General features: G+C 50.3%; 14 protein-coding genes. 9 read left to right on the top strand and 5 right to left on the bottom strand.

All coding sequences use genetic code 11. From position 1 onward, the window contains the following. Positions 1 to 2 precede the first annotated feature (2 nt). Both METH5_RS0104645 and METH5_RS0104630 read left to right on the top strand, forming a co-directional pair. Positions 3 to 530, top strand: a complete 528-nt coding sequence (locus tag METH5_RS0104645) for a GNAT family N-acetyltransferase (protein WP_029147411.1) — start codon at positions 3 to 5, stop codon at positions 528 to 530. 1,022 nt (positions 531 to 1,552) lie between these two features. After that, positions 1,553 to 2,488 carry a DMT family transporter gene (locus METH5_RS0104630; RefSeq protein ID WP_029147410.1) on the top strand — a complete coding sequence of 312 codons (936 nt, stop codon included), beginning with the start codon at positions 1,553 to 1,555 and terminating at the stop codon, positions 2,486 to 2,488. Positions 2,489 to 2,590: 102 nt separating this feature from the next. On the opposite strand, the gene ampD is transcribed toward METH5_RS0104630, so the two are convergent. After that, positions 2,591 to 3,139 (bottom strand): 1,6-anhydro-N-acetylmuramyl-L-alanine amidase AmpD, encoded by a 549-nt coding sequence (ampD, locus tag METH5_RS0104625; RefSeq protein ID WP_029147409.1) that lies wholly within the window; start codon positions 3,137 to 3,139, stop codon positions 2,591 to 2,593. Positions 3,140 to 3,265: 126 nt separating this feature from the next. On the opposite strand from ampD, the gene METH5_RS0104620 reads away from it, so the two are divergent. Further along, positions 3,266 to 4,276, top strand: a complete 1,011-nt coding sequence (locus tag METH5_RS0104620; protein ID WP_029147408.1) for a sodium:calcium antiporter — start codon at positions 3,266 to 3,268, stop codon at positions 4,274 to 4,276. Between the two features lie 59 nt (positions 4,277 to 4,335). On the opposite strand, the gene METH5_RS0104615 is transcribed toward METH5_RS0104620, so the two are convergent. Further along, entirely contained in the window at positions 4,336 to 5,838 is a 1,503-nt protein-coding gene (locus METH5_RS0104615; protein WP_029147407.1) for a sigma-54 dependent transcriptional regulator, read from the bottom strand. Then, complete coding sequence (locus METH5_RS0104610) at positions 5,839 to 7,443, bottom strand: nitrogen regulation protein NR(II) (protein WP_232410949.1); 1,605 nt, start codon at positions 7,441 to 7,443, stop codon at positions 5,839 to 5,841. 290 nt (positions 7,444 to 7,733) lie between these two features. Here METH5_RS0104610 and METH5_RS0104605 point away from each other — a divergent pair, with 290 nt between their 5' ends. The 3 genes from METH5_RS0104605 to METH5_RS0104595 all read left to right on the top strand — a co-directional run bounded on the left by METH5_RS0104605 (position 7,734) and on the right by METH5_RS0104595 (position 9,269). Beyond that, entirely contained in the window at positions 7,734 to 8,309 is a 576-nt protein-coding gene (locus METH5_RS0104605; RefSeq protein ID WP_029147405.1) for an RNA polymerase sigma factor, read from the top strand. Positions 8,310 to 8,313: 4 nt separating this feature from the next. After that, on the top strand, positions 8,314 to 8,685 hold the full coding sequence (locus tag METH5_RS0104600) for a DUF3619 family protein (protein ID WP_029147404.1): 372 nt from the start codon (positions 8,314 to 8,316) through the stop codon (positions 8,683 to 8,685). A gap of 188 nt (positions 8,686 to 8,873) precedes the next feature. Continuing rightward, positions 8,874 to 9,269, top strand: coding sequence for a DUF3106 domain-containing protein (locus tag METH5_RS0104595; protein WP_051412992.1), 396 nt, complete (start codon positions 8,874 to 8,876; stop codon positions 9,267 to 9,269). Between the two features lie 106 nt (positions 9,270 to 9,375). On the opposite strand, the gene pbpG is transcribed toward METH5_RS0104595, so the two are convergent. After that, a complete protein-coding gene (gene pbpG, locus METH5_RS0104590; RefSeq protein WP_029147402.1) occupies positions 9,376 to 10,458 on the bottom strand; it encodes a D-alanyl-D-alanine endopeptidase in 1,083 nt (360 codons plus the stop codon). A 214-nt stretch (positions 10,459 to 10,672) separates the two neighbouring features. Between pbpG and METH5_RS0104585 the strand changes: the two genes are divergently transcribed. Next, on the top strand, positions 10,673 to 11,050 hold the full coding sequence (locus tag METH5_RS0104585; RefSeq protein WP_029147401.1) for a glycine cleavage system protein H: 378 nt from the start codon (positions 10,673 to 10,675) through the stop codon (positions 11,048 to 11,050). A gap of 4 nt (positions 11,051 to 11,054) precedes the next feature. On the opposite strand, the gene METH5_RS0104580 is transcribed toward METH5_RS0104585, so the two are convergent. Beyond that, positions 11,055 to 11,249, bottom strand: coding sequence for a hypothetical protein (locus METH5_RS0104580; RefSeq protein ID WP_029147400.1), 195 nt, complete (start codon positions 11,247 to 11,249; stop codon positions 11,055 to 11,057). A gap of 127 nt (positions 11,250 to 11,376) precedes the next feature. Here METH5_RS0104580 and METH5_RS0104575 point away from each other — a divergent pair, with 127 nt between their 5' ends. Beyond that, the gene (locus METH5_RS0104575) at positions 11,377 to 11,643 is read left to right on the top strand and encodes an FmdB family zinc ribbon protein (RefSeq protein WP_029147399.1); all 267 of its coding nucleotides are present in this window, start codon (positions 11,377 to 11,379) and stop codon (positions 11,641 to 11,643) included. Positions 11,644 to 11,655: 12 nt separating this feature from the next. After that, positions 11,656 to 12,255, top strand: a complete 600-nt coding sequence (locus tag METH5_RS0104570; protein ID WP_029147398.1) for a DUF502 domain-containing protein — start codon at positions 11,656 to 11,658, stop codon at positions 12,253 to 12,255. Positions 12,256 to 12,270: the final 15 nt, after the last annotated feature.

The following is a 12,270-nucleotide window of genomic DNA, read 5'->3' as shown; positions in this document are numbered from 1 at the left end:
TCATGACAGAATTAATCATCAGACCTGCCCGGGCGCAGGATGCCGATGCAATTTCGGTACTGGTCAATCGCGCTTATCGTGGTGACAGTAGCCGGTCCGGCTGGACCACCGAGGCAGATTTGCTGGATGGTAAACGTACGACGACCAGTGATGTGCAAGCATTGTTAAATCGTCATGATGTCGTGATTCTCACAGGCTGGGTGGCGGAAACGCTGCTGGTCACGCTGTGTGCCGAATGGCATGCAGAAGAGCAGGTCGCACATCTGGGCATGATTGCGGTAGAGCCCACGGCACAAAATCGCGGTTATGGTAAAAAGATGATTTTGGCGGCCGAGCAATGGGCTGTGGCACACTGGGGCGCACGGGCGAGTCAAATGGCTGTGGTGAGTGTGAGGCAAACGTTGATTGCGTTTTACCAACGCTTGGGATATCAGGCAACGGGTGAGTTGAAGCCCTTTCCGCACCTGCCGGAGATGTGGCAGGCGAAGGTCGACAATATGCAATTGATGACATTGCAAAAAGCTTTGTGATTTAACCCGCCCCGAATTGCTGGATTAGGTTGGGAAGGTCATTCTTTGAATGCTTGATCATATTAATCATCGTCATTCCGGCGTAGGCCGGAATCTAGGCCTGGTGAGATTGCAATCAAAGGTTGCTCTTTAGTTGGGATGTTGTTTTTCGATTTTTCAGTCTTAGGGTGGGCATTGATGCCCACGCGGTTGAGATTTTTTGTGATATTGCTTTTCGCCTTGTTGGCGAGTTACTTTTCTTTGCTTGCACAAAGAACAAGTAACCAAAAGAAAGTGCACCCCAGCTTCCGCTTGTATCCTGTGCTACTCGGCTTGCCGGGCGGCCATCGAAACTCAACCTGGCAGCTCACATAAACCGTGAGCTGCTGCGGGATTCGAACAGCCGATGGCCGACAACTCCCGTCAACCCTGCGTTGCTCGGCGCGGCAGATGGGGGCCCCGAACACCATGCGACCGCAATCGTTCGTTAAGTGAATAAAAAGAATTTGGTTTTTGAATCGTCCAAACCTCGTCAATGTAAGTTTGGCGAGAATAATCCCATTCCATCACGCTGAGTAGCGGAGACGAAGTGGGGGTATTCGGCCATCGGCTGTTCGAGTTCCGCGGTGGCTTGCGTTTTTTGCAAGCCGCTAGGGCGAGTTTCGATGGACGCCCACTTTGTTGAGCAACGGAAGGGAGCCGCAGGCCGTGATGGCTGGGTGCCCTCTTTTTGGTTACTTTTTTGGGGCAAGCAAAAAAAGTAACTCGCCAACAAGGCGAAAAAGAATGCTTTATTTTCCAAATCCACAAAATTAAAGCATGAAGCTCTCTTGACCACTCCCCCAAACCCACGTAAATTCCATAACCTTATGAACAAGCAATCCTTCCCATCTACTATTGTGGTGATGAACCGAAAGGCATTGTGGCTAGTCGCCACATCATGCTGCGGTTGCTGCTTGTCGTAAGTTTTTATGCAACCGCGGGCTCTCCGCGGTTGGTCTTGTAATCCCTCTCCCGGCGAGCTCCATTGATTCAGGGCTCTTATGAAACAATCTACACATCCGTATTACGGCGCCATGCTGGTGCTGTTATCGTCCGTGGCCTTTTCGTCGAAAGCGATTATGGTCAAGCTGGCTTACGTTTATCACATTGATGCAGAAACCTTGATTGCCTTGCGGATGGCGTTCGCGATTCCGTTTTTTGCGGGGCTGGGCTGGTGGGCGATGCGACAAGGCGTGCCGATGGCGATGACAGGTAAAGACTGGGTAACGCTGTTGTTGCTGGCGGTGGTGGGTGGTTATGGCTCAATGTGGCTGAACTTTGAAGGGTTGCGTTATGTGTCGGCTGGGTTGGAACGGGTGATTCTGTTTCTGTACCCGACGCTGGTGGTAGCCATGAGCGCAGTATTTCTCAAGCACCAGATTAGCCGTCGCGAATGGTTTGCCATGGTGACCAGTTATGCGGGCGTGGTGTTGGTGGTGTGGCACGATGTGGCGTTTGCCGGGTTGGGTTCGGGCGACACTTTGTATGGGGCATGGTTGGTCTTGCTGAGTGCCATTGTGTACGCGGCTTATTTGCTGGTGAGTGGGCAGTTGATTCCCAAGCTGGGGGCCAGCCGGTTTACCGCTTTTACCATGAGCCTCGCGGCGCTGGCCAGTGCTTGCCATTTTGGTAGCAGCCGCTCATTTGATGGCATGACAACGTTGCCAAACGCCGTGTATGTACTGGCTTTTTTGATGGCCGTGATTGCGACTGTGCTGCCTTCGGTATTAATGAATATGGGCATACATCAACTGGGTAGCCGTAAGGCGGCCTTGATCAGTGCGATTGGGCCAATTGCTACGATTGTGCTGGCTTATCTGTTTTTGGGTGAGTCACTCTCCTGGATACAGGGAATGGGCACTGCGCTGGTGCTGGCCGGGGTGATGGCGGTGAGTCTGGAAAACAAACCGCGCATTTCTACAACAATCAAAGTTTGATTTGTGGTGGTAACGTTGTGAGGGGTGGCGGTTTGGCTGAGTCCTGGCTGGCCGTCGGTGCCAATCCCATGTAGCAGCGGTTATTTGGCCTCAGGGTGGAAATCAGCTAATGCGTTGCCAATCAAAAAATGGGCCTGGGTCAGTTTTTCGACCCGGTGCAATGTCTGAATGCCCGACAATATGTTGGATGGCATAGCGTTGCTGCAAGGCATGGATCAGCGCCTGTAAGGTGACGTATTGCACATCTTCAAACGCTTCTATGTCACTACCCTCTAACTCAATGCCGACTGAAAAATCATTGCAACGCTCGCGGCCCTGCCATTGTGATAAACCGGCATGCCAGGCGCGCTGGTTGCAACTGACAAATTGTACTAACTCGCCTGTACGGCGAATCAAAAAATGTGACGACACCTTAAGGTGTGCAATCTCGGCATAATAAGGGTGCTCTTGCGGGTCTAACTGGTTGGTAAATAACTGCATAATGCCCTGGCCACCATACTGGTTGGGGGGGAGGCTGATATTGTGGATGACGATCATCTCCACCTCTGCAGGCGGTGGCCGCGTATCCTGGTTGGGCGACAACAAACACTGGGCGGGGCTGGCTAAACCAGCGGTATCAATATGGATAGCAGAGGCAGGGGTGTACGACATGCGAACATTGTAGGTGAATTTGGGCGAATTGCGTTATGATTCCGCCCGCGTGCACACGTTTGTCACGCACATGCGCGCCAGGCGGTGGACGCATGCAAAAGTGATTGCCGCCAGACAGGAACAGTCATGGTTTTTTTACAGTTATTGTTAATGTTGCTGCTGATTTTAGTGGCGGCTGAAGTCTTCACCAATGCACTGGAGCATTTAGGTGAACGGTTAGGCATTTCTGAAGGGGTGACCGGCTCTATTTTTGCGGCGGTAGGCACCGCGTTGCCAGAGACACTGGTGCCGTTGTTGGCGATCTTTTCTTATACCTCATCGACGGGTGACAGTCATGCCGGGCACGATATCGGGGTCGGGGCCATTTTGGGTGCGCCCTTGATGCTGGCGACGTTGTCTATCAGCTTGATGGCCTTTTCAGTGTTGAAACGCCGTGGTGCGCATGGCCATATTCGTCCTGAACGCACTGGCCTGATTCGCGACCTCAACTTTTTTATTCTGGCATTTATCTTCGCTACCGTTGCCATGTTTATCCCGCACACTGAGGCTTTGGTGCGTTACGGCATCAGCATTCTGATGATTCTGACCTACTTTGTGTATGTGCTGATGACGATTAAAGCCTCTAAGGGTTTGGTCGAAGAAGGGCATGCGACGGAGGCTGAAGATGTCATGATGTTATCTAGACTCGGTCTGCCGACCAATATGGTGACCATTGCGCTGCAATTGCTCCTCGGCTTAGGCTTGCTGATTGCTGGTGCTAAAGGCTTTATTAATGAAGTGGAAACCGCGGCGGCGATTTTAGGCGTGTCTGCCTTGCTGTTGTCTCTGCTGATTATCCCGATCGCCACCGAACTGCCAGAAAAAGTGAACAGCATTTTGTGGATACGCAAGGGTAAGGACACCTTGGCGTTTGGCAATATCACCGGCGCCATGGTGTTTCAGGGTACCTTATTACCGGCCATCGGCATTATGCTGACTGATTGGGCGCCAAGAAAAGAAGTGGCGTTAGGCATATTAATCACCTTGCTGGCGGCGATTTGGGTACGTTACCGGATTGCCAAAGGCGGCTTGCTGGTGTGGCATTTGCTAGTCAATGGCTTGTTCTACCTGGCTTATCTGGCCATCGTATTGAGCTAATTTGGCAGTGAATAAAAAAAGGGCGACTAAGCAGTCGCCCTTTTTTTATTCACCGGCTTTTACTCTTCATCGCCTTCAGCATCTTCCAGGTCTGGATCCTGCTCTTTGGAAAGCCCCAGTTTAGATAAGCGGTAACGCAAGGTGCGGAAGCTGATGCCCAGCAATTTGGCAGCAGCCGTTTTGTTGTTGTTGGTTTTTTCCAATGCCTGCAAAATGGTGCGCTTCTCAATGTCTTCCAGGTAGTCAGACAAACTAATATCCATCGGCAGCATGGTACTGCCGGGGGCCAAGCTGCTGGTAGCTGGGTTGTGCTCAGCGGCTGCAGGGTTAAGCAAGGTGGTCGGGCTCTGGCTCATTGCGGTTTCAATCGCAGGCGGGTTCCAGGGTAGCACTGGTTTGTCGCTCAGGCTGGCGGGTATTTCCTCCAGCGAGAGGTCAGCAATCGTGATGCTGAGCCCATCACATAATGCCAGCGCGCGCTCCAGCATGTTCTCAAGTTCACGCACATTGCCATGAAAAGGCAGTTGCTGAATATACACTTTGGCTTCATCTGCAATGCCAGGGATTGCTATACCCTGCATCAGGCATAATTTAGCCAGCAAGCGTTCAGTCAGCTCAGGGATATCTTCGGGCCGCTCACGCAAAGATGGCATTTTGAGTTGAATCACATTCAGGCGGTAATATAAATCCTGGCGAAACTCACCTTTTTCCATCATCGCATTCAGGTTTTTATGCGTTGCAGAAATAATCCGTACGTCCACCGCCTCTTCACTGGTGTTACCCACCACGCGTACTTTCTTCTCCTGAATTGCGCGCAGCAGTTTCACCTGCATCGCCAGGGGTAAATCGGCGACTTCATCCAGAAACAGCGTGCCGCCGTTGGCCGCTTGAAACAAGCCTTGAGTGTCTTGAATCGCACCGGTAAACGCGCCTTTTTTATAGCCAAAAAACTCGCTTTCCATCAGGTTTTCGGGGATAGCGCCACAGTTCACTGCAATAAAAGACTGGTCTTTACGCGAGCTGTTAAGGTGAATCAGCCTCGCTGCCAGCTCTTTACCGCTGCCAGACTCGCCGCTGATATACACCGGTGCCTGGCTGCGTGCCAGTTTGGCGATCATGGTCCGCACATAGCCCATGGCGGATGACGCACCTATCAGGTCAACCGTATTGGCGCCTTGCGATTCTTTTTGCGAAGACAGTTTGAGCGCAGACTCTACCAGTGGCCGTAATTGTTTGAGCGAAATCGGCTTGGTGATGTAGTCGTAAGCGCCTGCTTTTAAAGCCGAGACGGCATTTTCTGCGCTGCCAAAAGCGGTAATCACGGCCACTGGCAAGCCAGGGAATTGCGCATTGATATGTTGCACCAGCTCTAACCCCAAGCCATCCGGCAGGCGCATATCGGTTAGGCAAAGGTCATAGCTAAACGAGTTCAGCATATATTTTGCGTCAGTCACCGAGCTGGCACTTTCTGCCTGTATGCCCATGCGCTCCAAGGTCAGCACCACGAGTTCTCGAATATCGGTCTCGTCATCGACCACCAGACAACGATAAGAATTTGCCATTTAAACGATTGCCTTTTTAACTGTCAGTGAAAATTGTGTGCCATTGGCACTGCTGGTGTAATTTAATTTTGCGCCATTGGCTTCGGCCAGTTCACGGGCGATAAATAAACCCAATCCGGTGCCGGTTTTTTCGGTGGTCATAAAAGGCTCAAACAAGTGCGGCTGAATTTTTGGATCCAATCCGCTGCCGTCGTCTTTGACCAGCAAGTGAATAAATTGACCGCTTTTATCGCCCACCACCTTCAGTTGCAAACTTTGGGCATGCTGCTGGCTATGTCGCCAGCCATTCTTACATAAATTCCACAAAATCTGGTTGATATGCCGGCGGTCAAAAACAATGACACTCTCTTTGGCGGGCAGGTCCAGCGTAAAGTGGCTCAGGTCAATTTTTTCTACCGCACAAAACTGCTGGTAAAACTCTTGTACAAAATGGTTGATATTGAGCTGTTCCTGATTGGTCCGGTCGCGCCGGTTAAGCTCCAGCACGTCCTTGATAATCTGATCGAGCCGCTGCACATTGTCAGAAATAATTTGCAGCATGCGCTGCGTGCCAGGTTGCTGCGTATCTTCTTGCATGAGCTGGGTTGCGTGGCTGATGGCGCTGAGCGGATTACGGATTTCATGTGCGATATTGGCGGTGAGTCGCCCCAGCGCGGCCAGTTTGACCTGGTGCGCTTGTGTTTGAATTTGTGACCAGTCTTCAATAAAAATCACCACGCCGTTATCAATACTCTCGGAGATAGGGTGAAAGCGGATGCCTAAATCGCGATTATTGATGCTGAGTTTGATGGCGTCGGCCGCGGCGAGTGTGCTGGCGGGGGATGACTGCAGCAGTTGCATCACTGCAGGCATCAGCTCTATCAGTGGTGTTTGTAATTGGATGGCCGCTTGCAGCGTCATCTCTTCCTGCCCCAGCAGGTTGCAGGCTTGCTGGTTGTAATGCTTGAGTCGCTGATGTTGATCAATCACCAGCACGCCGTTGGGCATTTCTTGTGTAATCAGCGCATTGGTTTTTGCCAGATACTCAATATCCTGGCCGCGCTGGGTGGCCAGATTTTCGCTGCTTTGCATGCGTGTGGTCAAGGTTTGCGCCAGCCAGGCGGTCGCAAAACAGCTTAATGACAACAGTACGGCATTGCTGTAATCGTTAAGTGGCAGATTGCGGTGTATGACCTGAAATGTGTTTTCGATCAAAATGCCGATGGTGGCAATCGCGGCATAAAACAGAGCAAAGCGGCCATCACTGATCAAGCCTGCAAAAATGATGTTGATAATCAGCAGCAGCCCGATGCCGCTTTGGTTGCCCGGCAAAAAGTGCATCATCAGCGCCAAAAATACGATGTCCAGGCTGGTTTGGATTTTTAATGCCAGGCCACGTTTGCACTGCAATGATTCAAAGCTGACGCTGATGGCAATGGCATATAAAAAGAAGATCAGCAGTAACCAGAACGAGGATGCAGGCTCTGAGGGTGCATTTTTAAAGTAAGGCCACAGCTGGCTGCCAAACAGCATGCCAGAAGCGCCCAGGCGAAACAGGCTGTAAAGCCGCAAATGCTGGCTGTCTGGTGTTTTTTCTGACGAGGCGGTGCTGGCAGACGTAATCATGCCATTGACCTCATGGGCGCATGCTGAGCAACAGCGGCATGCGCAGTGTGCGACTGGTTGAGCAGGGGGATAGGATTTATTATTTTAGTCGTCATAAAGAGTGGCCGAACTTTCGCTGCTATCGGGCTTATTCTAACAGTAAATAAATTTAAAACTGATATACTCGCAGGCGACAGGGAGATAAAACGGTGCATATTTATTGGATGACACCTCATAAGTCACAACAATGTCGCGAAAAAAGCACGTGCGTCAGTGCCAAACACTGATGATCTCGGGGAAGAGGATTTGTAGTGGCAAGTGCGCAAGAATTATCGGATTTTTTACGTCAGGTTGAAAAACGGGCGTTTAGGCAAACCGCGTATGCCGTGCGTGATGACCATGCTGCGCTAGATATTGTGCAGGACGCCATGCTGAAGCTGGCTGATAAATACGCCAGCAAACCGGCTGAAGAATATCCCATGCTGTTCCAGCGTATTTTGCAAAATACCATGCGCGATTACTGGCGTCGGCAAAAAGTACGTAACCTGTGGACCACGCTGTTTTCGTCTTTCGGCCAGTCCGAAGACGAAGATTATGATCCACTGGAAACCATAGAGGTAGAAAGTGCAGACAGTGACCCCGCCGATCAGTTGGCGCGGTCGCAAATCATGGCCCTGATCGAAAAAGCATTGGCAAAATTACCTTTACGTCAACGCGAAGCGTTTGTGCTGCGTTATTGGGAAGAGTTGGATGTTGCTGAAACGGCATCGGTCATGGGTTGTTCAGAAGGCAGTGTTAAAACGCATTGTTCGCGAGCAGTGAGTGCGTTATCTACATCGCTAGAGCACACCGGGATCGGAACCCGCAAGTTACAAAAGAAGGAGTGAAGCCATGAGGAAACAACGTCATCCTGAAGACGACTTGCCTACCCCTCTGCGCGAAGGTGTTGAGTGGCTTAAGCAAGATGACCGGCCATTACCTGCCGGGGTGGAGGCGCGTCTGGCTGATGCGCGACAAGCTGCATTGGCGCGGTTTGCTGAATCAAGCCAAGCTGGCCACGGTTGGGCAGATGCGCTGTCCTGGGCTTCGTTTGGTCATCCTCGTATGGCCGGTATGGCAGCCTTGTCTGTCTTTTTTGCGGTTGGGCTGTTTGTTTTGACTGCCAGCCATAATGATGATGCCATGTTGTTGAGTGATGATTTACCTGTCGAAGCATTTGTCGATAGCGGCTTCGACGCCTGGCAATATTCAGAAAATATTTGAGCGATTTAGCTGGGTTAAAAGCAAATGCTTGTCGTGATGAAGAGAATAATGAGTCATTGGAACAATGAGAAATGATGCAAAATCATTCTGTTTTATTAGGGTGGGTAGTGTGGGCGGTATGTGCAAGCAGCTGTTTGCCAGTCAATGCCAACGCAGCTGACAGTGAGCCAGGCCAGCGCTGGCTTGCCATGGCAGATATTGGTGCGATCAAAAATGATTTGTCGCCTGATGATCCTGCGGCTAATGTGACATGGTCACACCTGACCGATCAGCAGCGCGCAGTGTTATCACCGTTGGGCGGCGAATGGGATACCTTGCGCCCATGGCAGCGTGAAAAAATGCTGGATATTGCCAAAGAGTATCCGAAAATGGATGCGCAAAAACAGCAGCGCATTCAGCATCAATTGGTTAAGTGGAGCCGCATGACGCCCTATGAGCGCGAAAATGCGCGCAAGCGTTATCAGCAATTTCAAAGCCTAAGCCCTGAAAAGAAAGATGTGTTGCGTAAGCAGTGGAAAGAGCGCAAGCAAAAAGCAGCTATCACTGAGGGTTATGATCCCGAGTTTGATGGGGCAGAACATTAGTTAGCATGTTGGTCAGATAATAAAAAACCCGCGAATATCGCGGGTTTTTTGTTTGAACTGTTCAGTGGTTAATAAGTTGCTTTAACCCTGCGATTGAGTTTGCCTGTTAATTGGCTTCGTCGCCCAATGTTCTGCTCATGGAGAGCCCGGTCAATACAATGCCGCCATCGTTGTGTGACGTCAGTGTGCTGTAGTTATGCTCCATCCACTTTTTAATGCGTCTGGCATCACCGATACGGGTCAGTTTGCCAACTGAATCCAGTAACACCAAAATCAGCGGTTCGCCCGCAATGGTGGCTTGCATCACCAGGCAGCGACCTGCTTCACTGATGTAGCCGGTTTTTGAGAGGCCGATTTCCCAGCTACTGTTGGTGCTTTCACGTACCAGCGCATTAGTGTTGTGAAAATGTATCGGTTGGCGTCTGCTGCCGACATTCAAGTCGTAGTCAGAAGTGGTGGTTATTTGACGAATCAACGGGTATTGGTAGGCAGCATGTACCATTTTTGCCAGGTCCATCGCGGTAGACACATTGTTGCTGGTCAGGCCGGTTGAGTCTTCAAAGTGGGTGTTCATCATGCCGAGGCTGGCTGCTTTGGCGTTCATGTCTTGAATAAAACGCGCTTTGCCGCCCGGGTAGTTGGTTGCCAGTGCAGAGGCGGCACGGTTTTCTGAAGCGATCAAGGCCAGATTCAGCATGTCTTCGCGCGTCATTGTGGTGCCAACCGGCAGGCGTGAAGAAGTCCCTTTCAGGTAATCTACGTCCATGTCGGTGATCGAAACCTGGTCATTCAGGTTTAGTTTTGCATCCAACACCACCATGGCAGTCATCAGTTTTGTGACCGAGGCAATGGGTGTGGGTGTATCCAGATTTTTAGAGTAGATGATTTCGTGCGTGTTCTGGTTCATCACCAAGGCTTTGGTAGAGGCGATGGAGAGATTGCCACTGCTAGCTGATGATTTACCTTCAAAAGAATCAAACATTTCTGCATCAATGGCAGGCCTGGCTGATTTTCTGGCATGCGCGTGCAGTTTGACCGGGCGCATGGATTTGGTTTTTTCGGGGTTAACACGGTATTGCGACGAAGCTCTGCTGCTGTATTTTTTGCTTTTGGCGACAGAAACACTGTGTTTTTTAGAAGGTGACTTTGCTGTGGCTTGACCCGCAGGTGCAAAAGCGATGGAACACATTAGCAAAACTTTAAGACAATGCTTATAAAAACTCATAATCAACCTTCCTGAAACCCATTTCATTATTGCCCAGTTCTTATTCAGCGTCAATCACTTATCGCAATTTTCTATTGTAAAAAGTTAAACCAATTGACGGCCTGCCTGAATAAGTTTTGGCGCGTTTCCCAGACTATGGCACAATAATTATCCACTAAACTTCTGATTTTTAAATCCTATGTCAGCAGGCTTGAAATACTTCTTTTCTAAAGACCACACTTGGGCAGCGCAGTCTGAAGATGGCTTATGGTTGGTTGGTATCACCGATTACGCGCAGAATATGTTGGGCGATGTGGTGTTTGTGGATCCGCCAAAAGTTGGTCAGTCGGTGCAGCAGTTCAGTGTGTGCGGCTTGATTGAGTCGGTGAAAACGGGCTCGGATATTTATGCGCCCCTCACTGGCGTGGTGCAGGCCATTAATGAAGATGCGCTATCAGCACCAGAAAAGATCAATGATCATCCTTATACGACCTGGTTGTTTAAGCTGGCGCCGGATGCCAGTGGTGCCGAAGCCTTACTGGGCCAGTCCGCTTACGACGAGCAACTGTCAGGCTAGGCATTTATTTCAGTTTTCTGATTTTGAGCGTAGGTTCGGTGTAGAGTATGTCGGCCAGATGTAGCCTAGCCATTTTGCCGGGCGCGGCCTGATGACTCATGAGTAGTAACGCATGGTGCGTATTTAAGTCGCGGCTGACTAATCCCAAAAAAAACAGCATGGACACCATAAAAGGCATTTTGAGTGAAAGTTGTGGCATGGCCTGTTCCTTAAAGTCTTTTTAATTCAAATACATCGCAGTGCTTTTAGTGATTTGTAACCCGAATCAGGTATAATTGATGTTGGTGAAATTTTTCAGCAAGTTGCCCTTCAGGTTGTGTTAATAAATGCCTATCTACGATTTTCAATGTACAGCGTGTGGTTACCAGCAGGAGCTGATGCGCAAGGTGTCTGCGCCCTCTGTTGATGCGTGTCCAAAATGTGCGCAGCAAACGTTTAGCAAGCAGGTGTCTGCGCCTAATTTTCAACTAACCGGCAGTGGCTGGTATGCCACTGACTTTAAAAACAGTCAGGCAAAAACAAGTACTCAATCAACTGAATCTGCCCCGGCGGCTGAGGCTGCCAAGTGCAACCCAGGCTGTGCCTGCCATTAAAAAACAAGACGCATGAAAAAATATTTCATTACAGGTTTGCTGGTGCTGGTCCCACTGTTTATTACGGTGTGGGTGCTTAAAACTTTAGTGCAAACGCTGGATCAAAGTTTGCTGTTATTGCCAGCTGCCTGGCGCCCGGAGGTTTGGTTGGGTGTCGATATTCCTGGCTTTGGTGTGATTTTGACCGTGGGCATTGTGCTGGCGACGGGTCTGGTGGCAACCAATATTTTTGGCCAGCAATTGATTGAACTCTGGGAGGGCTTGCTGATTCGCGTGCCGGTGGTTAAATCCATTTATTCCAGCGTCAAGCAAGTGTCTGATACCCTGTTTTCTGATTCCGGTAATGCTTTTCGTCAGGCACTGCTGATTGAGTACCCGCGCCAGGGCGTATGGACGATAGCCTTTTTAACCGGCACACCAGGCGGCGATGTCGCCAATCACTTGCAAGGGGAGTATGTGAGTGTTTATGTGCCGACCACGCCTAACCCGACCTCAGGTTTCTTTCTGATGCTGCCCAAGGCGGATGTGGTTGCACTTGATATGAGCGTGGATCAGGCCTTGAAATACATCATTAGCATGGGTACAGTGGCGCCCTTGCCTAAACACCATTAACCGCAACACCCCTTT

Origin of the sequence: Methylophilus sp. 5, assembly GCF_000515275.1 — a bacterium.
In the GTDB taxonomy this organism is placed as follows: domain Bacteria; phylum Pseudomonadota; class Gammaproteobacteria; order Burkholderiales; family Methylophilaceae; genus Methylophilus.
This window is presented reverse-complemented; position numbering and strand designations above follow the sequence as displayed.

What these genes read in the sequence shown, in the direction of transcription:
- METH5_RS0104600 (WP_029147404.1), top strand. Translation starts at nt 8,314, where the DNA reads ATGAGGAAACAACGTCATCCTGAAGACGACTTGCCTACCCCTCTGCGC.
- METH5_RS0104595 (WP_051412992.1), top strand. Translation starts at nt 8,874, where the DNA reads ATGGCAGATATTGGTGCGATCAAAAATGATTTGTCGCCTGATGATCCT.
- METH5_RS0104615 (WP_029147407.1), bottom strand. Translation starts at nt 5,838, where the DNA reads ATGGCAAATTCTTATCGTTGTCTGGTGGTCGATGACGAGACCGATATT.
- METH5_RS0104575 (WP_029147399.1), top strand. Translation starts at nt 11,377, where the DNA reads ATGCCTATCTACGATTTTCAATGTACAGCGTGTGGTTACCAGCAGGAG.
- METH5_RS0104645 (WP_029147411.1), top strand. Translation starts at nt 3, where the DNA reads ATGACAGAATTAATCATCAGACCTGCCCGGGCGCAGGATGCCGATGCA.
- ampD (WP_029147409.1), bottom strand. Translation starts at nt 3,139, where the DNA reads ATGTCGTACACCCCTGCCTCTGCTATCCATATTGATACCGCTGGTTTA.
- METH5_RS0104585 (WP_029147401.1), top strand. Translation starts at nt 10,673, where the DNA reads ATGTCAGCAGGCTTGAAATACTTCTTTTCTAAAGACCACACTTGGGCA.
- pbpG (WP_029147402.1), bottom strand. Translation starts at nt 10,458, where the DNA reads ATGTGTTCCATCGCTTTTGCACCTGCGGGTCAAGCCACAGCAAAGTCA.
- METH5_RS0104630 (WP_029147410.1), top strand. Translation starts at nt 1,553, where the DNA reads ATGAAACAATCTACACATCCGTATTACGGCGCCATGCTGGTGCTGTTA.
- METH5_RS0104570 (WP_029147398.1), top strand. Translation starts at nt 11,656, where the DNA reads ATGAAAAAATATTTCATTACAGGTTTGCTGGTGCTGGTCCCACTGTTT.
- METH5_RS0104580 (WP_029147400.1), bottom strand. Translation starts at nt 11,249, where the DNA reads ATGCCACAACTTTCACTCAAAATGCCTTTTATGGTGTCCATGCTGTTT.
- METH5_RS0104620 (WP_029147408.1), top strand. Translation starts at nt 3,266, where the DNA reads ATGGTTTTTTTACAGTTATTGTTAATGTTGCTGCTGATTTTAGTGGCG.
- METH5_RS0104610 (WP_232410949.1), bottom strand. Translation starts at nt 7,443, where the DNA reads ATGATTACGTCTGCCAGCACCGCCTCGTCAGAAAAAACACCAGACAGC.